Annotated in this window: 15 protein-coding genes; 13 read left to right on the forward strand and 2 right to left on the reverse strand. The window is 66.5% G+C overall.

Features of this window, described 5'->3' with window-relative positions; translation table 11 throughout:
- The first annotated feature begins 85 nt into the window (after positions 1-85).
- Genes QGN17_RS10150 through QGN17_RS10170 form a run of 5 tightly spaced genes read left to right on the forward strand, consistent with a single transcriptional unit; the run spans position 86 to position 6,867 of the window.
- The gene (locus tag QGN17_RS10150) at positions 86-1,426 is read left to right on the forward strand and encodes an MFS transporter (protein ID WP_281044357.1); all 1,341 of its coding nucleotides are present in this window, start codon (positions 86-88) and stop codon (positions 1,424-1,426) included.
- Positions 1,419-3,896 (forward strand): beta-mannosidase, encoded by a 2,478-nt coding sequence (locus QGN17_RS10155; RefSeq protein ID WP_281044358.1) that lies wholly within the window; start codon positions 1,419-1,421, stop codon positions 3,894-3,896. Before QGN17_RS10150 ends, QGN17_RS10155 begins: the two co-directional genes overlap by 8 nt.
- Entirely contained in the window at positions 3,893-4,852 is a 960-nt protein-coding gene (locus tag QGN17_RS10160; RefSeq protein ID WP_281044359.1) for an alpha/beta hydrolase fold domain-containing protein, read from the forward strand. Before QGN17_RS10155 ends, QGN17_RS10160 begins: the two co-directional genes overlap by 4 nt.
- Positions 4,853-4,865: 13 nt before the next feature.
- A complete protein-coding gene (locus QGN17_RS10165) occupies positions 4,866-6,044 on the forward strand; it encodes a DUF3089 domain-containing protein (RefSeq protein WP_281044360.1) in 1,179 nt (392 codons plus the stop codon).
- Positions 6,037-6,867, forward strand: coding sequence for a GDSL-type esterase/lipase family protein (locus QGN17_RS10170; protein ID WP_281044361.1), 831 nt, complete (start codon positions 6,037-6,039; stop codon positions 6,865-6,867). Before QGN17_RS10165 ends, QGN17_RS10170 begins: the two co-directional genes overlap by 8 nt.
- Here QGN17_RS10170 and QGN17_RS10175 read toward each other — a convergent pair.
- Complete coding sequence (locus tag QGN17_RS10175; RefSeq protein ID WP_281044362.1) at positions 6,774-7,814, reverse strand: glycoside hydrolase family 43 protein; 1,041 nt, start codon at positions 7,812-7,814, stop codon at positions 6,774-6,776. The genes QGN17_RS10170 and QGN17_RS10175 overlap by 94 nt on opposite strands.
- A 133-nt stretch (positions 7,815-7,947) precedes the next feature.
- On the opposite strand from QGN17_RS10175, the gene QGN17_RS10180 reads away from it, so the two are divergent.
- Complete coding sequence (locus tag QGN17_RS10180) at positions 7,948-10,008, forward strand: beta-L-arabinofuranosidase domain-containing protein (RefSeq protein ID WP_281044363.1); 2,061 nt, start codon at positions 7,948-7,950, stop codon at positions 10,006-10,008.
- A 47-nt stretch (positions 10,009-10,055) separates the two neighbouring features.
- Here the strand turns inward: QGN17_RS10180 and QGN17_RS10185 are convergent, their stop codons facing one another.
- Positions 10,056-11,798 (reverse strand): hypothetical protein, encoded by a 1,743-nt coding sequence (locus QGN17_RS10185; RefSeq protein WP_281044364.1) that lies wholly within the window; start codon positions 11,796-11,798, stop codon positions 10,056-10,058.
- Between the two features lie 265 nt (positions 11,799-12,063).
- Between QGN17_RS10185 and QGN17_RS10190 the strand changes: the two genes are divergently transcribed.
- The 7 genes from QGN17_RS10190 to QGN17_RS10220 all read left to right on the forward strand — a co-directional run bounded on the left by QGN17_RS10190 (position 12,064) and on the right by QGN17_RS10220 (position 22,149).
- Complete coding sequence (locus tag QGN17_RS10190) at positions 12,064-13,506, forward strand: sensor histidine kinase (RefSeq protein ID WP_281044365.1); 1,443 nt, start codon at positions 12,064-12,066, stop codon at positions 13,504-13,506.
- 125 nt (positions 13,507-13,631) lie between these two features.
- Complete coding sequence (locus QGN17_RS10195; RefSeq protein WP_281044366.1) at positions 13,632-14,060, forward strand: hypothetical protein; 429 nt, start codon at positions 13,632-13,634, stop codon at positions 14,058-14,060.
- A gap of 63 nt (positions 14,061-14,123) precedes the next feature.
- On the forward strand, positions 14,124-14,804 hold the full coding sequence (locus tag QGN17_RS10200; RefSeq protein ID WP_281044367.1) for a response regulator transcription factor: 681 nt from the start codon (positions 14,124-14,126) through the stop codon (positions 14,802-14,804).
- A 13-nt stretch (positions 14,805-14,817) separates the two neighbouring features.
- Positions 14,818-16,221 carry a sensor histidine kinase gene (locus QGN17_RS10205; protein ID WP_281044368.1) on the forward strand — a complete coding sequence of 468 codons (1,404 nt, stop codon included), beginning with the start codon at positions 14,818-14,820 and terminating at the stop codon, positions 16,219-16,221.
- 118 nt (positions 16,222-16,339) lie between these two features.
- Positions 16,340-19,567 (forward strand): efflux RND transporter permease subunit, encoded by a 3,228-nt coding sequence (locus tag QGN17_RS10210; RefSeq protein WP_281044369.1) that lies wholly within the window; start codon positions 16,340-16,342, stop codon positions 19,565-19,567.
- Positions 19,557-20,717, forward strand: coding sequence for an efflux RND transporter periplasmic adaptor subunit (locus QGN17_RS10215; protein WP_281044370.1), 1,161 nt, complete (start codon positions 19,557-19,559; stop codon positions 20,715-20,717). The genes QGN17_RS10210 and QGN17_RS10215 overlap by 11 nt, the downstream gene beginning before the upstream one ends.
- Entirely contained in the window at positions 20,710-22,149 is a 1,440-nt protein-coding gene (locus QGN17_RS10220) for an efflux transporter outer membrane subunit (protein ID WP_281044371.1), read from the forward strand. Before QGN17_RS10215 ends, QGN17_RS10220 begins: the two co-directional genes overlap by 8 nt.
- Positions 22,150-22,153: the final 4 nt, after the last annotated feature.

Consider the following 22,153-nt stretch of genomic DNA (forward strand, 5'->3'; position numbering starts at 1 on the left):
GAGTCAACATATCTTGAATATTGAATAAAGATTATCGACAGCGGCACCGATTCAGGTGCCGTGTGCCGAAAAAGGGAGAGGAATGATGGTCTTGGCGACGACCGGCGCCGCGCCTGACGAGGCCGCCGCGCGATTCGAGACGGATATCGCTGCCGCCACGTCGGAAACGCGTCGCACCAACTGGGGCGGGGTCGTCCTGCTGGCGGTGATCCTGTTCATCGCGGGCGGCGTCCGCCTGCTGATGACGCCGCTGCAGGAAGCCGCGCAGCACGATATCGGCTTCACCGACCTTCAGATCGCCACCCTGCAGGGAAGCGCCAACGGCCTCCCCGCCTTTCTCAGCGCGATCCCGCTCGGTCTTGCCATCGATCACTGGAACCGCTCGCGAACGCTGTTACTGATGGGACTGTTCTGGACAGCGGGCGCGTTCATGACCGCCTATGCCCACGACTTCACCACGCTCTTCATCGCCCGCGCATTGGTGGCGCTCGGTGTCGGCGGAGCATTCGGCGTGGCGATGTCGATGATCGCCGACCTCTGCATTCCCGCCAAGCGCGGCCGCGCGACGATGGTGGCGGGGATCGGCGTGCTCGCCGGCCCGGCTCTCGCCTTCGCGGGCGGCGGCGCGCTGTTCGGCTATTTCAAGCTGCACGGCTGGTCGCTGTTTCCCGATCTGGCGCCGTGGCGGCAGGCCGCTCTGGTCTTCGCGATGCTCGGCACGGCGATGCTCGCCCCGATCCTGCTCTTTCCGGAACCGAAGCGCCATGAGGTGGAACACAGTGCCGGCGTGATGCTGGCCCTGCGCGGCATCGCCAAACGCTGGAAATTCCTGACCGCGCTCTGGATCGGCGCGACCGCCGGCGGCATGGCGGAGGGCGCGGCGGGCATGTGGGCTGCGCCGATCCTGACCCGCTATTACGGCCTGCAGCCCAATGAATTCGGCGGCTGGATGGGGGGCACCATCTTCCTCGCCGGGCTGATCGGATCGATCATCGGCGGCTTCTCGGTCGATCTCGGCAACAAGTCCGGCCGGCGCGGCGGGCTGATGATCGGATCGATCATCGCGATGGTGATCGCCATCCCCGCCACCGCCTACCCGATCATGCCGACGGTGCCGGGCTTCGGCTTCATGCTCGGCCTGATGATGGCCTGCTGCACCGTGATGCAGGTGACGGCGATGGCGGCCGTGACCCTGGTCGTTCCCAACGAGGAGCGCGGCATGTGCCTGCAGATCACCGGCATGGTCGGCGTGGTTGTCGGCATGGCTTTCGTGCCCGTGATTACCCTGCTGGGGCCGGCGATCTTCGGCGATGAGCGACACCTGCCGCAGACGCTGGTCATCATCGGCGTGGTGTCTGGCGTGATCGGAGTCGCGGGCAACGTGGTCGCCATGCTCTTCGTCCCGCGGAGCTGGAAGGATGCGTGACGCGATCGGCGTGTGGCGCATCCGCGATTGCGCGCCGGGCGAGGGCCTGGCGATCGATGCCGCGCGCGGATCGGGCGACGGGTGGATCCCCGCCTGCGCGCCGGGGGACACCTATCGCGCGCTCATCGCGGCGGGGCGGCTCGCCGATCCGTTCGAGGGACGCAACGAAGCCGCTGCGGCGTGGGTGCGCGATCGGGAATGGTGGTGGCACGCCCGGATCGATATCGCCGAAGCCCTGCCGGGCGAGACGATCGAGCTGTTGTTCGAGGGTCTCGACACCTTCGCCGATGTCTATCTCGATGGCGTTCTGCTCGGTCGCGCGGACAACATGTTTCGCGGCTGGCGCTTCGATCTCGCCAATATCGCGGCGGGAAAGCACGATCTCGCCCTCTGCTTTCACCCCACGCGCCCGATGGTCGAGGGCGCGCCGCTGCCGGCCTGGACCAGCTTCACCGACCGGATCAACGCCTCGCGCCGCACGCTGATGCGCAAGGCGCAGTTCGGCTGGGGCTGGGATTGGGGTCCAGACCTTCCGACCGTCGGCATCTGGCAACCGGTGCGGGTCGTGCGGCGGCGCGCGGCGGAAATTCACAGCCTCGGCTTCGCCACGCTTTCGATCGCCGACGAATCCGCCGAAGTGCGGATCGACATACGGATGTCGGAGCCGGCGATGGCAACCATCGAGCTGCTCGACCCCGATGGCAGGACGGTCGCGACAACGACGGTTCATGGTTCCGGCAGCGTCACGATGACGGTGCCGGCCCCACGCCTGTGGTGGACCTTCGATCTCGGCGCCCATCCGCTCTACACGCTGACTGCCAAGGTCGATGGTGCACCCGAACAGGCCCGCCGCGTCGGCATCCGCACCATCGCGATCGACCAGTCGCCCGACCCGGACGAGCCCGGCACCACCTTCTTCCGTTTCGTGCTGAACGGCGTACCGATCTTCGCCAAAGGCACCAACTGGGTGCCCGCCAGCTCCTATGTCGGCGCGATATCCGAGGGCACCTACCGCGATCTGCTGGCGCGCGCGGTCGACGGCAACATGAACATGGTCCGCGTCTGGGGTGGCGGCATCTATGAGCCGGATGTCTTCTACGATGAGTGCGATCGGCTGGGCCTGCTCGTCTGGCAGGACTTCATGTTCGCCTGCGCACCGTATCCGGACGACACGGCATTCCTCGACAACGTGAAAGCCGAGATCGCCGAGCAGGTGGCGCGGCTGCGGCACCATGCCTGCCTCGCGCTCTGGTGCGGCAACAACGAGAATCAGGCGATCCAGTTCTTCGAGGACCACGCCACCGGCACCACCACGCCGCTCGCCGGCCTCGCAATCTATGACGCGTTGATCCCGGCGGTGCTGGCCGATCTCGATCCGGTGACACCCTATTGGCCGAGCAGCCCATGGGGCGGCCCCAGCCCCAACAGTATGAGAGGCGGCGACGTCCACAACTGGACGGTGTGGCATGGCGTGCCCCCCGTCCCCGACACGGAGGCGGTCGGCCATACCGATCGCAGCCCCGAAGGCATCGCCTTCACCCGCTTCGCCGAGGACAAGGCCCGCTTCGTGAGCGAGTTCGGCATCCAGGGCGCCCCCGACATCGGCACGCTCCGACGCTGGATGGCGCCGGAGGATCTGACGCTCGGCAGCCAGGGTTTTCTCGATCGCATCAAGGATGTCGCCGACAAGATGACGGCGATGATGACTCCCTTCACCGGCACGCCGGAGACGCTGGAAGAGTATGTCGATTTCTCGATGCTCACCCAGGCCGAAGGACTGGCGTTCGGCATCGAGCATTATCGTCGTCGCAAGCCGCATTGCTCGGGCGCGCTGATCTGGCAGCATAATGATTGCTGGCCGTGCGTGAGCTGGAGCCTGATCGACTTTGACGGTGTCGCCAAGGCCAGCTTCTATGCCGTCACCCGCGCGTTCGCGCCGGTGCTCGCGTCCTTCCGGCGGACTGGCAACGAGGTCGAACTGTGGATCACCAACGACCGGCTGGAGCCAGTGCGCGATATCGCCACCATCGCGCTCGCCCGCCTTTCGGGCGGCAACGACTGGAACGAGGCCATTGCCTTCGAGGTGCCAGCCAATGCCAGCCGCCGAGTCTGGCGCGGCACGCTCGCGGCGGCGAGCGATCGCATCCTAACCGTACGCAGCGAAAGCGGAACCTTCCATCCCAACCGCTTGCTGCCGGGGCCGGTCAAGGATCTGGCGCTCGATAGCGATCCGGGGCTGACCGCCACTTTCACGCCGATCGACGGTGCATTGCATGTCGTCATCGAGGCGGAGCGCTATGCGCTCGGCGTGGCGCTGCGATCCGACGATCCGGCGCTTCGTTTCACCGACAATCATTTCGATCTCGCGAGCGGCGAGCGGCATAGGGTGGGTGTCACCAACAAGACAGGCGGCGGCGTGAACCTCGGGTCGATCGCCATCGCCTGCTGGAACGGGAAAGCAAAACGATGACCAGCCGCCACCTCGTCGATCCCGAACTGCATGGCCTGCTCGAGCGCTGGCCGCAGGTCACGCTCGATGAGAGCCTGATTCCGCTGGTACGCGATGCGACCCGGCTCCCGGTGGGCGAGATCGCCAATCCGGAACGTGTCGTCCGCCAGGATCTCATCGTCCCCGGCCGCGACGGCGCACCCGACGTGCCGATGATCCACTATCGACCGGCGGGGAGCGAAGATGCCGTCCTGCCCTGCCTCTACCACGTCCATGGCGGCGGTTATGTCGGCGGCGCGGCGGCGGGACTGGAGCCGATCCACCGGCTGCTCGTCGAGACGGTCGGCTGCGCGCTGGTAACGGTGGACTACCGGCTCGCCCCCGAAACGCCGTTCCCCGGCCCGCTCGAGGATTGCTATGCCGGCCTCGACTGGCTGTTCGGCCATGCCTCGAAACTGAACATCGACCCCAGCCGCATCGGCATCGGCGGGGAGAGCGCGGGCGGTGGCCTCGCCGCGGCACTTGCGTTGCTGGTACGCGACCGGGGCGAACACCGGATCGCCTTCCAGCATCTCATCTACCCAATGATCGACGATCGCACCTGCATCACTGCCGATCCGCACCCCCATGCCGGCCAATTCGTCTGGAACGCGGCGAGCAATGCCTTCGGCTGGCGCGCCTATCTCGGCATGGCGCCGGGTGCGTCCGACATCCCGGCCTACGCCGCCGCCGCGCGCGCCGAGGATCTTTCCGGCCTGCCACCGACCTTCCTCGCCACCGGCGCACTGGATCTCTTCGTCGATGAAGACATATCCTATGCCGCCCGCCTGATCCGCGCCGGAGTTTCGACCGAACTGCACGTCTATCCGGGCGCCTTCCACGGCTTCGACATCGATCAGAGCGCGGCCGTTTCCCGCCGATTACGCCGCGACAGCTGGGATTTCCTGACGCGCCAGCTTCACCCCTCCCCCTTGTGAAGGAGAACCGACCGTGTCCGAGGCCGTAATGCCGCCAGTCGACGCTACGCCGCGGAAGCGTATCCTGCGCCGCATCCTGATCGGCCTCGCGGTGCTGGTGGTGCTCGCGGTCATTCTGACCACGGCCGCCTGCGCGCTGATCGGCAGCCCGCCCAAGGCGTTCGACCAGACCCCGACCCCACCTGCCCCCGATTATTCTCAGCCGTCCGCGTGGCTCGCCTTTCCCGGCCGCAACGGCCAGGAACGGTCGACCCCGCCCGGCATCACTCCGGTAGACGAGGCCAAGGCGCCGGCCGATGTCTTCTTCATCCATCCGACCACCGATCTGAACAACCGGATCTGGAACGCTCCCTTCGACGCACCGGACGACGTGGCGAAGCTCAATCCGCCGGTGCGGCTTGGGCAGGCGAGCGCGTTCAACGGCTGCTGCCGCATCTATGCGCCGCAATATCGCCAGGCGTCGCTCGCCGGGCTGAAGGAGCCGAAAGCGGTCGCCCTCGCCTATGAGGATGTCGCCCGCGCCTTCCGCTCTTACATCGCGCACGACAACAAGGGACGCCCCTTCATCCTCGCCTCGCACAGCCAGGGCACCGCACTGGCGATCGAGCTGGTACAGCGCGAAATCCTCGGCACGCCGCTGCAAAAGCGGATGATCGCCGCCTATCTCGTCGGCGGTTATGTTCCGCAGACCTTCGCCACGATCGGCCTGCCGACCTGCGATGCGCCGAAGCGGACGGGCTGCGTCGTCTCGTGGAACACCAGCAAGGCGGGCTGGAACATTCCGCGCAAGCTCCTGCTCAGTCGACCGGGCTATTGGTGGCAGGGTCAGCTCGTGACGCGCGGCGCGGCGCCGCCGATCTGTGTCAATCCGCTGAGCTGGCGCAACGAGGGCGCCGCCCCGGCGACCGCCAACCCCGGCAGCCTGCCATTCCCCAAGGCCCCCTTCCCGGCCGGCGCCTCGTTGCTGTCGCCGCTGGCGGTCAACCTCACCGGCGCGACCTGCAACGCGCCGATGCTGGAAGTGCAGATCCCGTCGGACGCGCCATCCGGGTTCAGCGACAAGCTGAGCGCCCTGCTCGGCATCTATCACGCCAACGACTATGGCATCTTCTACGCCAGCATCCGCCAGAATGCGATCGACCGCACGCAGGCGTGGTTGGCGACACACGAGCCGACGCGCGCGGATGAGTGACACCTCGCTGCCCCATGCGATGGGAAACACGCCGCTGCCCACACTCCCGTCGCCGGAACCGGACGCTATCCGCCTCATCCAGGCCATGCTCGACCAGCGCCCCCTCCCGGCCGATCTCCAGGCCCGGTTGGCGGACACCGCCGCCATGGCCGAACGACGCGAACGCGAAGCCGTGCAGCGGCTCAACGACTGGCCGGCGCTCGCCCGCTATCGCGCGGCCAATGCCGCCGTCCGCAATCCCGACGTGGTGATGATCGGGGATTCGATCACCGAAATCTGGCAGATCGCCATGCCGGAAATGTTCGGCGGCGCCATCGTCAATCGCGGCATTGCCGGACAGACCAGCCCGCAGATCCTGCTGCGCTTCATGGCCGACGTCGTCGATCTCCGCCCGCGCCGCGTCCATATCCTGTGCGGCACCAACGACATTGCGGGCAATACCGGCCCAACCGTGCCGGAAGACTATCAGCGCAACGTCCGGGCGATGGCCGATCTGGCGATGCGGAACGGGATCGAGCCGCTGCTTGCGAGCATTCCGCCCGCCTCCGCCATTTTCTGGCAGCCGGACGCACGCCCCCTGGAATGGATTCCCCACCTCAACGACTGGCTGCGGACGTTCTGCGCAACGCGTAGCCTGCGCTACGTCGATTATCATGCCGCACTGACCGACGGCGCCGGCGCACTTCAGGAGCGCTTTTCCGCTGACGGCGTCCACGTCACGCGCTCAGCCTATCGCGTGATGGCGCGCTTGCTCGCGGAGGCCTGCGCGGATGGTTCCGCCAGCGCCCGGCCGGCGGGAAGCGGCTCGCCGAGTACCGGATAGCCGTTCGCGTCGAAATTGAAGCGCTGGGCGTGCGGCGCGCGCTTGGCGGTGCACTTCATGTCCGGCCCCGGATTGGCATGGAACACGATCCAGTTCTCGCGTCCGTCTGGCGAAGTGAAGAAGCCGTTGTGGCCTGTCGCATAGACGCTGTTGGCGGGCGACTTCTTCAGCACCGGCTGCGGGGCCTTCTGCCAGCTTTGCGGGGCGAGCGGATCACTGCCGGGCGCGGCATGCAGCAGACCGAGCGCATAATCGTCCGACCAGCAGGCTCCCGCCGAATAGGTCAGGAACAGGTCGCCCTTCGGCCCGGCGAGGAATTCCGGCCCTTCGAGGATCGATCGGCCGCCACGCGTCTCCCATTCCCTGTCGGGACGCGCGATGACGACCTCCGGACCTTCGAGCGTCCACGGATTGGCCATGCGGACGATGGCGAGGTCGCTCTCCGGCCCGACATAGGGCGAATAGACGAAATAGCGCTGGCCCCGATACGCGAAGGTGGTGCCGTCGATGCCATTGTGCTGCGTCTTCAGCCTACCCCGATCGATCCACGTACCGGCCAGCGGATCGGCCGCGTCATTCTCCAGCACGAAGATCCCGCGATGCGCGTCGTCGTCATGCCCGTCCTCGGCGGCGGTGTAGTAGATGAACCACTTGCCATCGATGCGATGCAGTTCAGGCGCCCAGACGGAGATGGCGTTCGGCCCGTGCGCCGGGGGAGTCCACACCGTATGCGGCACGGCGTCGCGAAACCCTCCGAGATTGGGCGAGGCTCGGATGACCAGCCGGTTGCCGTCGGTCTTCATCAGATAATAGGTCGATCCCGCGCGCGCGATCCACGGATCGGGGCCGGACGGGAGCAGCGGATTGGTGAACGTTCGAGGCGCTGTCGCCCCCGTCAACGAGGCAAGGGCCACAATTCCAAGCACGGCCTGTCCGATCCGGCGCATCTCTTCCTCAACAAATTATCTTATAATTTCGCATCGCAAGATCATGGGTTGGATGCAACCGATTTTATAAGATAAATGTGCGACAAGCCGGCGGCCATCGACGCGATGCAAGGCGCCCGGTGCAGAGGATGCCATGAACGATTGCAAATTTTTCGGTGCGGGCTTCACCAGGCGGGCGCTCCTGCGATCCTGCTCGTATCTGTCGGTGGCGACATGGCTCGCACCGGGCCTGGCGCGGGCAGATCCCGCCCTTCCCGCCGCGACCGTCCCGCATCCCGCTCCGCCCCGCGCGCCCGGCCAGAACCGCGCGCCGCTGGCAGGCCAGCCCTTCCTGCCGCTGCCGAGCGGGTCGATCCGTCCGGCAGGCTGGCTGGAGCGGCAGATGCGCATCCAGGCCGATGGAATGGGCGGCCGGCTCGACGAGACATGGCCGGATGTCGGCCCGAACAGCGGCTGGCTGGGCGGCACCGGCGAAAGCTGGGAGCGCGGCCCCTATTTCGTCGATGGCCTGCTGCCCCTCGCCTGGGCGCTCGACGATCCGGCGCTCAAGGCCAAGGCGCAACGCTTCATCGATTGGACGCTCGATCACCCGCAGCCCGACGGCATGTTCGGCCCAACGTCCAACGACGATTGGTGGCCGCGCATGGTGATGCTGAAGGTGCTGATCCAGTATCACGAACTGACCGATGACCCGCGTGTGATCCCGCTGATGCGCCGCTATTTCGCACACCAGCTCAAGGCGTTGCCGGCACGCCCGCTCAAGGATTGGGGTCGTTTCCGCTGGCAGGACGAATTGGTCGCAGTTCTGTGGCTCTACAACCGCACCGGCGATGCCTCCCTCCTGCAACTGGCGGAGTTGCTACGCGCCCAGGGATGGAACTGGCAGGCCGAATACGCCGACTTCCCGTTCAAGGCCAAGCTGTCCGCCGAGGAACTGGGCCTCGACGAGAGCAAGGGCGGCAATTCCGCCAACGGTCTCAGCGACCGGACGCTCTCGGCGCATGGCGTCAACAACGCGATGGGCGTGAAGACCTCGCCGCTGTGGTCGATCGTATCGGGCCGCGCGACGGATCGCGACGCGATCAAGGCCGAACTGGCGGTGCTCGATCGCTATCACGGCCTGCCGATCGGCATCTTCTCGGCCGACGAGCATCTCGCCGGCACCAGCCCGAGCCAGGGCATCGAGACCTGCGCGATCGTCGAGATGATGTATTCGCTGGAGCTGGCGCTGGCGATCACCGGTGACGCGGCGATAGCCGACCGGATCGAGCGCATCGCCTACAATGCGCTGCCCGCCGCCTTCACCGACGACATGTGGGCGCATCAATATGATCAGCAGCCGAACCAGATCAAATGCAGCCTCGCCAAAGGGCCGTGGACGACGAACGGGCCGGAAGCCAACCTCTTCGGGCTGGAACCGCATTTCGGCTGCTGCACCGCGAACTTCCATCAAGGCTGGCCGAAGCTCAACGCCAGCCTGTGGATGGCGACCGCCGGGGGCGGACTGGCGGCGATGCTCTACGCGCCGTGCACGGTCAGCACAGTCGTCGGCGATGTCCCGCTGCGGATCGAGCAGGCAACCGACTATCCGTTTCGCGACACGGTCTCGATCGCGCTGCATCCCGAGCGGGAGGTGGCCTTCCCGCTGGTGCTGCGCGTGCCCGGCTGGGCACGATCGGCGAAGATTTCGATCAATGGTGCGCCAGCCCACGCCGCCTCGAGCCGAGGCTTCGTCACCATCCGTCGATCGTGGCGCGCAGGCGACCGGGTCGAGGCCTCGTTCGACGTCGCCACGCGCAGGGTCGAAACGGCGGACGGCGCGAGCACCGTCGAGCATGGCGCCCTGCTCTACGTGCTGCCGATCGAGGAGAATTGGGAGAAGTGGCGCCCGCGCGGGCTAACGGCGGACTGGCAGGTCTATCCGGCCAGCCCATGGAATGTCGGCCTCGCGCCCGATGCCTCTTTGCACCGGACCGAGCGCGCCGTCTCACCGACCCCATTCTCGCGCCGCAGCCCCGCCGCAGTCGTGACGACGTCGGGTCAGGCCGTTCCGGAATGGATCGAGGCGCACGGCGGCTATGCCGAGCCGCCGCCCAGGGGGCTGACAGGCAACGGGGATCAGCGCCCGTTGACGCTGATCCCGTACGGCGCAGCGAAGCTGCGGATCACTGCCTTTCCGACGCTGACTGTCTGAAAGCGGACGCCGCCCGGATGCCTTGGACATCCGGGCGGCGGGCACGATCAGAACGGATAGTAACGGAAGGTCACGAACGCCATGTTGTTGTGGGTCTGCGGCATACCGGCATAAGCGGGCAGACCAGCGCTGCTGCCGGAGCCGTCGAACAGCTGGCGCTGCGTGTAGCTCCACTGCAGGCCGATCTGCGCACGGCCGAACGAGCCGTTGTAGATCTTGTCCCAGGCGCCCAGCGTCAGCTGGCGGATGCGGCGGGTATTGCCGCCGCAGGCGTCGGTGGTGGCGGTGGTCGCGGTCTCGACGAAACAGCCCGAATTGTCGGCGGTCGCCACGCCGAGGCCGGCGGTGCCGCCGTCATACAGCTGGCGCTGCTCCTGCTCTTCGCCGGCGAAGGCGTAGAGGTCGAGCTTCGGGGTCGCGTGCAGCGTGGCACCGGCCAGCAGCATGAACTCCTTCAGCGGATGGAGATTGCCTTCCTTGTCCGACGTCACGTCGCCGAGGCCGGCGGAGCCGTAACGGCCGATGCCGCGACCGCCGATCCCCGAGAACTGCACGTCGAGGAATTTCGGCACGACGTTCAGGTTGATGCTGCCGCCATAACCCCAGGCCTGCGCGTCGCGGTTGGTCGGCGTGCCGTCCAGATGCTCGGAGAAGGTGCGGTGGATGGCGAAGGCCTCGATGTGCAGGGCGTGGCCGGCGATCTGGTCCTCATAGGCGACCTTGCCGATGAAGTCCGGCACGTGGCTGAGCGACAGCGAGGCACCCGCGCCGTTGTAGAATTGCTGGAAGGCGCCGGCCGGGTTGACCTGGTTGGCGCTGGTCGAGGTGCCCTGGCCGCTGATCGCGGCAACGATGCCCGCCGGAACGCCGGTGCCGGCGAAGGTCGTCTGCGGATTTTCGGCCGACAGACCCGCCCACAGGTGGTGATCCATGAAGTCGCCGACGACACGAATGCCGGGCTGGCGCGCCCAGGCGAAGCCGGGGACGTACTGCGCGTCGATCTGCGGCGGAGTGACTTCGGCGCGCGGGGTCATGCCCTTGCCCTGCATGGTGAGCAGCGACCAGTTCTGGCCGGCGAGAACGTGGATGCCGTAGCTGCCCTCATCCCAGTCGACCGTGCCGTAGAGGTTGCGGATGCGCGGCACATAGCTGTTCGACTGGTTCGAGTTCGATGTCTGGGCGCCACCCTGGAAATCGAACTCGCCGTACATGGCGAGGTTGGTGTGCGGGTTCGGCTTGCCCTGCGCCAGGAAGGACACGCGGCTCTGGCGGGCCGAGAAGCGGCCTTCCGACGCGTGCGAGGCGTGGCTCTGGCCGGGGAACGGCACGTTGAAGCTCGACGCGATGTCGTCGCCCTGGAAGCGGTCGCGATAGATGCCGGACAGTTCGAGGAAGCCGCCGGGCGTGATCGTGATACCCTTGAAATAGAACTTGTCGTTGTGATGCTCCTTGTCGATCGCGGAGGCGATCTGGGAGTTCACCTGATCCTTGGTGACCGGCGGCGTCGCGGCGACCTGCTGCTGCACGGCCTGAACCTGCGTCTGGGTGGTCTGGAGGGCGCTTTCCGTGGTGTCGACGCGCGCGGCGGTCGCGGTCTGCGCAGATTTCTGCGTCTCGACCTCGCCCCGCAGATTCTCAACTTCGGCCTTCAGCGCCTTCACCTGCGCCAGCAACTCGGCGTTGGCGGACGGCGCGGCGTGATGCGCCTTCTTGTGGACGGCGGCATCGGCCGCGCCCGCGATAACGAGATTAGCCGCCGCGGTTGCGAGCAGCGCAGTACGGATGTTCATGGTGTCTTGCCCCTTGGAAGGTTGGAACCCGCCAAGCGCCGCTAGGAAGATGCGGTGACACTTATGTTACACCCACAGTCACTGATGAGTAGATTGAGAGCGAAACATCGACATTTGGCCAAATCTCCCAAGTGAAATTAATTTCACTTTGTAATCACTCTAAATAATCATACCGATTTCCACAAACGCGTGAGGGCGGTTCGCGCGCGATTCATTGCGCCATGGCGCCAGCCCTCCGAGTCCACGATGATTCACGCCGAATCCGATGCTGGCTGACAGGCTGCGCATCCGCGACATCCGCAACACCAGCACCTTTCGGCTCACCCTGCTGTTCGGTGTGGTCTTTCTGGTGGGCGTCACCATCCTGCTCGGGCTGATCTACGGCCTGTCGGCGCGCGAACTGACCCGACGCAGCGATCACATTCTCCGCCAGGAGGCCGCGATGCTCGAGAAAGCTCCGGCCGCCGCCCTCCCCAGCCGCATCCGCAGCGAAATCGAACGCAGTGCCGGCGGCCTCAGCTATTTCGAGCTACGTTCGACCGACGGCGACCACGTTGCGGGCAATCTCCGCGTCGCGTCGATGCCCCCGCTCGATACGCCGGTGGAGCGCGAAGAGGGCGCCGTCGCAAAACCCGTACGGCTCCTGGCGGTCGAGACACCCTCTGAGGAGACGCTGCTGATCGGCCGCGACATCTCACCGGTGGTCGATCTTCGTAACCACGTGCTCATGATCCTGATCGCCAGCGGACTGCTGACGGCGATCGCGGTGCTGGTCTGCGGCATCTTGCTGAGCATCGCGCCGCTGCGCCGAGTGCGCGATCTGCAACGCGCGATCGAAACGATCTCGGCCGGAGACATGGAGGCGCGCATGCCACTTGCCGGGCGCCACGACGAGCTCGATCTGTTCGCCGGCACTGTCAACCAGATGATCGACGAGATCGAGCGCGCCATCGCGCAGGTGAAGGGCGTAACCGACGCCATCGCACACGATCTGCGCACCCCGCTCACGCGTGTGCGCAGCCAGCTTTATCGGTTGAGCCAGTCGCCCGACATGCAGTCCCCAGCCGCCCGCATGGTCGGGGCGGCGACCGCCGATCTCGACATCGTGCTCGATCGTTTCGCGGCGCTCCTGCGCATCTCCGAACTCGAGGCGAGCCGCCGCCGTGCCGGCTTCGCGCCGGTCGATCTTCACCTCCTGCTTGCCCGCACGCACGAGCTGTACGAGCCACTCGCCGAAGATCAGGACATCGCCTTGTCGATCGAGTCGACCGGCCCCGTGATCATCGCAGGCGACGAGAAGTTGCTGTTCGAGGCGCTCAGCAACCTCGTCGACAACGCGCTGAAGTTCACGCCTGCGGGCGGAACGGTCGAGCTGGCCCTGCTCGAAACGGTGCGTGGGCCAATGATGGAGGTGCGAGACAGCGGCCCCGGTATCGCGGCCGACGAGCGTCAGGCAGTGATCCGTCGCTTCCACCGCGGCAGCAACGCCGCCGACGTGCCGGGAACCGGCCTGGGGCTCAGCCTCGTCGTCGCCATCCTGCACCTGCACGGGTTCGAGCTGGCGTTTCGGGATCGCCGGCCGGGGCTTGTCGTCGAGATACGCTGCACCACGCCTGAGGAGGCGGGGGCGGTGAAATTCATTTCACTAGCCCCGTCAGGCCAACAGGCCCATCTCGACGACGCCGGCCAGAAAGCAGAAGCGGTTTAAGCCCCGCCCTCTGCTTGCGAGCTGGCCCCATATCATGGGTCGCCGACCCGCTCGTCGGCGAGAACTCGTCGCCGGCAGTCCGCTCGACTGCCGGCGACGAAACCTTTTCACGGAGTTTTCTTGTCATGAAGAAGGTTCTGCTTGCTCTCGCCTCGGCGGGAACCGTGATCGCGTGCGCCGGCGTGGCCACGGCCGCCCAGCCCGGCCTGAGCTTCGCGACGCTGGAATATCAGCAGCCGCGCGATCCGCTGCTGCCCTCCAACCAGTCCGCCGACATCGTCGAACACACCTCGGCCGATCGCCTTGCCCCGGCGCAGGCCGCCATCGCGCAGGCAATCCCCGCCGGCACGTCGCGCGCCACTGCGGAAGCCGTGCTGATCAGGGCCGGCGCGCATTGCCGTGCACAGGGTGCCGCCGCCGAGCGCTGCAGCTATTTCGATGTGAAGACGCGCGACCCCTATGTCGACGCCGTTCACTGGAACGTCGATCTCAGCCTCGCCAACGACTCGGTGAGCGGCGTGCAGGTGAACCGGACCTGGGTTCGCGACCTGTGATCCGGGACGGGCTTCGGCTCGGCTCGTTCTTGCAGCTCCCGCACCAGTCTCTATTCTAGATTCATGGCCCGCATATTGGTGATCGAGGACGATACTGCCACCGCGCAGGAGATCGTCACGGAATTGGGCGCCCACGGTCACGAGACGCTCCATGCCGACAATGGCGATCTGGGGCTCGAAAAGGCCACGCGTGAGCCGTTCGACCTTATCACGCTCGATCGTATGCTGCCGGGCATCGACGGGCTTACGCTGGTCGAACGGCTTCGTGAGCGACGCATCCATGTGCCCGTGCTGATGATCAGCGCGCTGTCCGACGTGGACGAGCGCATCGCCGGTCTGCGTGCCGGCGGCGACGATTATCTGACCAAGCCCTTTGCCTCCAACGAGATGGCGATGCGCGTCGAGGTGCTGCTTCGCCGCCAGGCCCAGCAGCCTGCCGAGGAGGCGGTCCTGCGGGTCGGCGAGATCGAGATCGACCTGATCCGCCGCAAGGTGAAGGTGGATGGCGAACCGGTCCGCCTGCTGCACATGGAATTGCGCCTGCTCGAATTCCTGGCGCGCAACGCGGGCGACATCGTCAGCCGCAAGATCATCTTCGAGAAGGTCTGGGGCTATTACTTCGATCCCGGCGCCAACCTGATCAATGTCCACATCGCGCGCTTGCGCAAGAAGCTGGATCGGCCCGGCAAGCCGTCTGCCATCGTCACCGTGAAAGGTGAAGGCTACCGCCTCGACGCGGTTTGACTATACGGGCCTGATGCGCCCCTCGCCGCGATCCAGAACACCGTACGAGCGGCTGCAGCTGCGGGATATTCGCAACACCAGCACCTTCCGGCTGACGCTGCTTCTCGGGCTGGTCGCACTGGTCGGCGTGGTGATGCTGACGGCACTGATCTACCTGCTCTCGGCCCGCGAGCTCAGCGCCCGCAGCGACAGCATCCTGCGCGCTCAGGCCGCACAGCTGATGACGAATCCGGTCGCATCGATGCCGGGCGCGGTCCGGTTGGCGATCGCGCGCAGCGGCGGCAGCGGGTTCAACTATTTCGGCCTGCTGGATGCCGACCGGCGACGCATCGCGGGGACGCTGAGCGGTGCCTCGGGCTTCCGCATCGACCATCCCAAGGAGATCCCGGCCCGTCCGGGTCATCACGGCCCGATCCGCGAACTCGCCGTGCGCCTGCCGACCGGGGAGATCCTGCTGGTGGGGCGCGATATTACACCAATCGTCGATCTGCGATGGCGGGTGACGCTGGTGCTGATCGCCAGCGCCGGCGTGATTGCCCTGTCGATCGTGACCGCCGCGATCCTGCTCAGCGTAGCACCCTTGCGCCGAGTCGCCACGCTGCAGCGCACGGCGCAGGAGATCGCGGCCGGTCATCTGGACCGACGCATGCCGGTCCTCGGTCGCGGCGACGAGCTCGATCTGCTGGCCGGTACGGTCAACTCAATGATCGACGAGGTCGGCCGCGTCATCGGACAGGTGAAATCGGTGACCGATGCCATCGCGCACGATCTGCGTACCCCGCTCACCCGGATGCGCAGCCACCTCGATCGCGCGCGCCGCAGTGATGACATCGCCTCTGCCACCGCCGAGCGGCTCGATCTCGCGATCGCCGATCTCGACACCGTGCTCGAACGCTTCACCGCGCTGCTGCGCATCTCCGAGATCGAGGCCGGCAGCCGCCGCGCCGGCTTTGCGGACATCGCGCTCGATCCGCTGCTGAAATCGCTGGTCGATCTCTACCGGCCGCTGGCCGAGGAACGCGGCATATCGATCGGACTGCAGCGCCTCCCCGGCCTCGCCGTCCACGGCGATCGGAGCCTGTTGTTCGAGGCGCTGAGCAACCTGATCGACAATGCCATCAAGTTCGCGCCGCAAAACGGCCATGTCGCGCTCTCCGTCACGTCCGAAAAGGGATCGGTGGCCATCGAGGTTCGCGACAACGGCACCGGCATTCCGACCGATCAGCGACAGTCGGTGCTTCGTCGTTTCGACCGGGGAAGCGCAGCCAACGAAATACCCGGATCGGGGCTTGGACTCAGTGTCGTGGCCGCCATCCTTCATCTTCACCAATTCACCTTGGCGCTGGATGACGCGGCCCCCGGCCTCATCGTGCGCATCCTCGTGCCGGATCAATCCAGGCCGCTGATTCAGCCGTGAAATTCATTTCACTAGCCTGATCCGGCCCCCCGGCCGATGAGGCCATGGTCGGTGGTGCGCCGCAGCGTAACCCTCTCGCATCCGCGCCGCCGATACTGTGTCCGCCATCGGGATGGCCATGCTTCAGCTCGTCAAACTTGCGCTCAGCAAGCCCTACACCTTCGTCGTTCTCGCGATCCTGATCCTGCTGTCGGGCTCGATCGCCTGGGAAGAGACGCCGACCGACATCTTTCCGGACATCAAGATCCCGGTGATTGCGGCGGTGTGGACCTATCGCGGCCTGCCGCCGCAGGACATGTCCGGCCGCGTCGTCTATTATTACGAGCGCCAGCTCTCCACGACTGTCAACGACATCGATCATATCGAGAGCCAGTCGCTGAACGGCATTGGCATCGTGAAGATATTCTTCCGGCCGAGCGTGGATATCCGCACCGCCACCGCGCAGGTGACATCCGCCAGTCAGACGGTGCTGAAGCAGATGCCGCCGGGCATCACCCCGCCGCTGATCCTGAACTACAACGCCTCGACAGTGCCGATCCTGCAGCTCGCGCTGTCCTCCGGCGATCTGTCCGAGCAGAAGATCTTCGATCTCGGGCAGAATTTCATCCGTCCCTCGCTCGCCTCGGTGCAGGGCGCCGCGATCCCCTCGCCCTATGGCGGCAAGGAGCGGCAGATCCAGATCGATCTCGATCCCGATCTCCTGCAGGCGCGCAAACTGTCGGCGGTCGATGTCGGCGCGGCGCTGGCGGCGCAGAACCAGATCGTGCCGGCCGGCACCACCAAGATCGGCCAGTATGAATATAACGTCCGCCTCAACAACTCGCCTGAGGTGGTGGACCAGCTCAACAACCTGCCGATCAAGACGGTGGACGGCACCACCGTCTATATGCGCGACGTCGCCCACGTCCGCGACGGATCGCCGCCCCAGCGCAACGAGGTGCGCGTCGACGGCCGCCGCGCAGTGCTGATGACGGTGCTGAAGGCGGGTTCCGCCTCCACCATCGCGATCGTCGATCAGGTGAAGGCGCTGCTGCCCAAGCTCAAGGAAACGCTGCCGGCGGGCCTCCATGTCCAGCCGCTGTCCGATCAGTCGCTGTTCGTGAAGGCGGCGGTGTCGGGCGTGGTGCGCGAGGGCGTGATTGCCGCGACCCTCACCAGCCTGATGATCCTGCTGTTCCTCGGATCGTGGCGATCGACGGTGATCATCGCCGCGTCGATCCCGCTCGCCATCCTCGCCGCCGTGGCGATGCTGTCGGTGACCGGCGAGACGCTCAACATCATGACGCTGGGTGGCCTCGCGCTCGCGGTCGGCATTCTCGTCGATGACGCGACCGTCACTATCGAGAACATCAACTGGCATCTGGAGCAGGGCAAGAACGTCCGCGATTCGATCCTCGACGGCGCGCGGCAGATCGTCGGCCCCGCATTCGTCTCGCTGCTGTGCATCTGCATCGCCTTCGTGCCGATGTTCTTCCTGCCCGGCATCGCCGGCTACCTGTTCGCGCCAATGGCCAAGGCGGTGGTGTTCGCGATGATCGCGAGCTTCGTCCTGTCGCGCACCCTGGTGCCGACGATGGGCAATTACCTGCTGCGCGACCACGGCACCGAGCATACCGCCGAGATCATGTCGAGCCACGACGCGATGGCCGGCCGGCCCAAGAGCCGAAATCCGCTGCGCCGCTTCCAGCAGGGTTTCGAGCATCAGTTCGAGAAGGTGCGGACCTACTACGTCGCGATCCTCGAATTCGCGCTGGCCCGTCGCAAGCTGTTCGTGCCGGCCTTCCTCGGCGTGGTGCTGATCTCCTTCGCGTTGATCCCGCTGCTCGGCCGCAACTTCTTCCCGACCGTCGATGCCGGGCAGATCAATCTTCACGTCCGCGCCCCGGTCGGCACGCGCCTGGAGGAGACAGCGGCGCTGTTCGATCATATCGAGGATCACATCCGCGGCACGATCCCGCCGGGCGAACTGGTCTCGATCGTCGACAATATCGGCCTGCCCGTCTCCGGCATCAACCGCGCTTACTCCAACACCGGTGGCGTCGGCCCGCAGGACGGCGACATCTTGATCACGCTCAGCAAGGATCACCATCCGACCGCCGGCTACGTGAAGGCGCTGCGCAAGGCGCTGCCCGATGCCTTCCCCGGATCGACCTTTTCCTTCCTGCCCGCCGACATCATCAGCCAGATCCTGAACTTTGGCGCGCCCGCCCCGATCGACGTGATGGTCACCGGTCCGAACGTGAAGGCCAACGAGGGCTATGCGCACGAACTGGTCGAGAAGATGGGCCATGTCGCCGGCATCGCCGACGTCCGGCTCCAGCAGGCGGACGACTATCCGGAGCTCGGCTTCGACGTCGATCGCACGCAGGCGAACCGCCTCGGCATCACCGAAAATGACGTGACCAAGAGCCTCGCGGTCAACCTCGCCGGCAGCTTCCAGGTGGCGCCCGCTTTCTGGCTGAACCCGAAGAACGGCGTCTCCTACCCGATCGTCGTCCAGACCCCGCAATACCGCACCGACACGATGGCCGACATGTCGAACATTCCGGTGACGGGATCGAAGCCCGGCGATTTCCAGGTGCTCGGCGCGCTCGGCACGATGCACCGCGAGCCTTCGCCGGCAGTGATCTCGCACTATGCGGTGCAGCCCGCCTACGACGTCTATGCGACCACCCAGGGGCGCGATCTCGGCGCCGTCTCGGGGGACATCCAGAAGATCCTCGACGCCACCAAGAGCGATCTGCCCAAGGGCGCGACCGTCAAGCTGCGCGGCCAGGTCGAGACGATGAACACCGCCTTCACCGGGCTGATCCTCGGGCTGCTCGGCGCGATCGTGCTGATCTACCTGCTGATCGTCGTGAACTTCCAGAGCTGGGTCGATCCCGCCGTGATCGTCTCGGCGCTGCCGGCGGCTCTCGCCGGGATCGTGTGGATGCTGTTCGCAACGCACACGCCGCTTTCGGTGCCGGCGCTCACCGGCGCGATCATGTGCATGGGCGTCGCCACCGCCAACTCGGTGCTGGTGACGAGCTTCGCCCGCGATCGCCTCGCGGAACTCGGCGACAGCGTGAAGGCGGCCGCCGAAGCCGGGGCCACCCGCTTCCGCCCGGTGCTGATGACCGCGCTCGCGATGATCATCGGCATGGCACCGATGGCGCTGGGCCTGGGCGAAGGCGGCGAGCAGAACGCCCCGCTCGGCCGCGCCGTCATCGGCGGGCTGATCTGCGCGACCATCGCCACGCTCGTCTTCGTGCCCGTCGTTTTCTCGATCGCGCACCGCAACCACGGCCGCAAGGCCGACCCCTCTCCCGATCTGCCCCAGGGAAATCTCGTTTATGCAGAGTGACACCATGGCCGAGACCCCGGCCGCTCCGAAAGGACTGAAAGTAGCCGGCGTCGTCGCGGCGGTCGTGGCCGTCGGCGTGGTCGTCGCGGGCACGATGAGCCGCGCCAGCGACACGCATGAGGCGCAAAACTGGTCCAATGCGCGATCGGTGCCTACCGTACACCTTGTCGACGTGAAGGATTCCGCTGCAACGGACGGGCTAACCCTGCCCGGAACGATGGCCGCATGGAACGCCGCCAAGCTCTACGCGCGGGTGGGAGGCTATGTGCAGGGCTGGTCCGAGGACATCGGCGCAGAGGTAAAGGGCGGTACATCGCTCGGCCGGATCGACACTCCTGAACTGGACCAGCAGATCGTCCAGGCGCGTGCTGCTCTGGCCAAGGCGAAGGCCGACGCCTCTCTCGCCAAATCGACGGCGGCGCGGTGGAACGACCTGCTCACCGATCACTCGGTATCCGAACAGGAAGCCGACGAGAAGAATGGCGATCTCGCCGCCAAGAATGCGTCGGTGCAAGAGGCCGAGGCCGATCTAGGCCGGCTGATGGCGCTCAAGTCCTACGCCACGGTGCGCGCGCCCTTCGCGGGCGTGGTAACGGCCCGCAACGTCGATATCGGCGATCTCGTCGGCCCCGGCGCCAGCACGCAGCAGCCGATGTTCTCCGTCGCCGACGTGCGCCGCATCCGTCTCTACGTCAGCGTACCGCAGACTTATGCGGCGGCGATGACGCCCGGCCTCGATGCGACATTGAGCGTGCCGGATCAGCCCGGCCGCACCTTCGACGCGAAAGTGATCGGCACGTCGGGATCGATCAACCCGCAGACCGGTACGCTGGAGGTCCAACTCGTTGCCGACAACCCCGGCGAGGTGCTCAAGCCCGGCGGCTATGCGCAGGTGAAGTTTTCCGTGCCGGGCCAGGCCGGCACGGTGACGATCCCGTCGAGCAGCCTCGTCTTCCGCGCAGCCGGCACGCAGGTCGCGATGGTCGACGCAGACGACCATATCCACATGCAGCCGGTGACGCTCGGTCGCGATCTCGGCGGCACCGTGGAGGTGGTCACCGGTCTCGGTCGCAACGCAAAGATCGTCGACAATCCGCCCGACTCGATCGCGCAGGGTGAACTCGTCCGGGTCGGCAACGATCATGGCTGAGGCGCGCCGGCTGCTGGCGCTGGCGGGGCTGTCGGCACTGGCCGGCTGTTCCTTCGCGCCGGCCTATCATCCGCCCGCGACGATCGCGCCTGTCGCATACAAGGAAGCCGGGCCGTGGCAACCGGCCGCGCCGGCCGACCTGTCGGCAGCGGGCGACTGGTGGACGCTCTACGACGATCCGACGCTGAACAGCCTCGCCGCAAAGATCGGCACCGACAATCCGACGCTCGCCGGCGCGCTCGGCCGCTATGACGAGGCGCGGGCCTATCTGGCGGAGGCGCGCTCCGGCCTGTTCCCGCATATCGGGCTCAGCACCGACATCACCGACAACCGCCAGTCAGACAACCGCCCGCTGCGCGGTTCCAACCAGCCCGATCTCTACCCGGCCGATACGGTGGGCGGGGACATCGGCTACGAGCTCGATCTGTGGGGCCGGGTCCGCAACTCGGTCGCCGCCGGCAAGGCCGAGGCGCAGGCGAGCGGCGACGATCTCGCCGAACTTCGCCTCAGCCTGCAGGCCAGGCTCGCGACAAGCTATTTCGCGCTGCGCGGCTACGACCGGCAGATCGATCTTCTCCAGAAGACGGTCGACGCCTTCTCCAAGGCCGACGCCATGACGCGGCGCCGCTTCCAGGGCGGCATCGCCAACGGCATCGCCACCGGCCAATCCGGCGCCGAACTGGCCGAGGCGCAGGCCCAGCTGGAAGACGTACGCAACGCCCGCGCGCTGACCGAGCACGCCATCGCGAGCCTCGTCGGCACGCCGGCTTCCACTTTCACGATCGCGCCCGAACCGGTCGACCTCGCCATTCCCGATGTGCCGGTCGGCCTCCCCTCCACGCTGCTCCAGCGCAGACCCGACGTGGCGGCAGCCGAGCGCCGCATGTATGCCGCCAACCGGGAGATCGGCGTGGCGAAGGCGGCCTTCTTCCCCTCCATCTCGCTGAGCGGACAGGGCGGCTTTCAGAATACCGGCCTGCCGAGCCTGTTCACCGCGCCCAACATCTTCTGGTCGGTCGGGCCGAGCGCGGTGCTCAACCTGTTCGACGGCGGACGCCGCCGCGCGCAGGTCGCAGTCGCGCGCGCCAGTTGGACGCAGGCCACGGCCGACTATCGCGGCCGGGTGCTCAAGGCCTTTCAGGATGTCGAGGACGGCCTTTCCGAGCTGCACCATCTCGGAGCCGAGAGTGCGGCAGAGGATCGCGCCGTCGATCAGGCAGCGCAAGCCGAGCGGCTGACGCTCAACCGCTACGTGAAAGGGGCGGTGAACTATCTCGACGTCGTGACTGCCCAAACCACCGCGCTGCGTGTCCGGCGCCAGGCGATCGCGCTCGATACCCAGCGGCTGCAGGCCAGCGTCGGGCTGATCCAGGCGATCGGCGGCGGCTGGACCGCACACAATCCGGCATCGCCCCCGACCAGCAAGGGATGAGGAT

Source organism: Sphingomonas oryzagri (genome assembly GCF_029906645.1).
Classification (GTDB): Bacteria; Pseudomonadota; Alphaproteobacteria; order Sphingomonadales; family Sphingomonadaceae; genus Solisphingomonas; species Solisphingomonas oryzagri.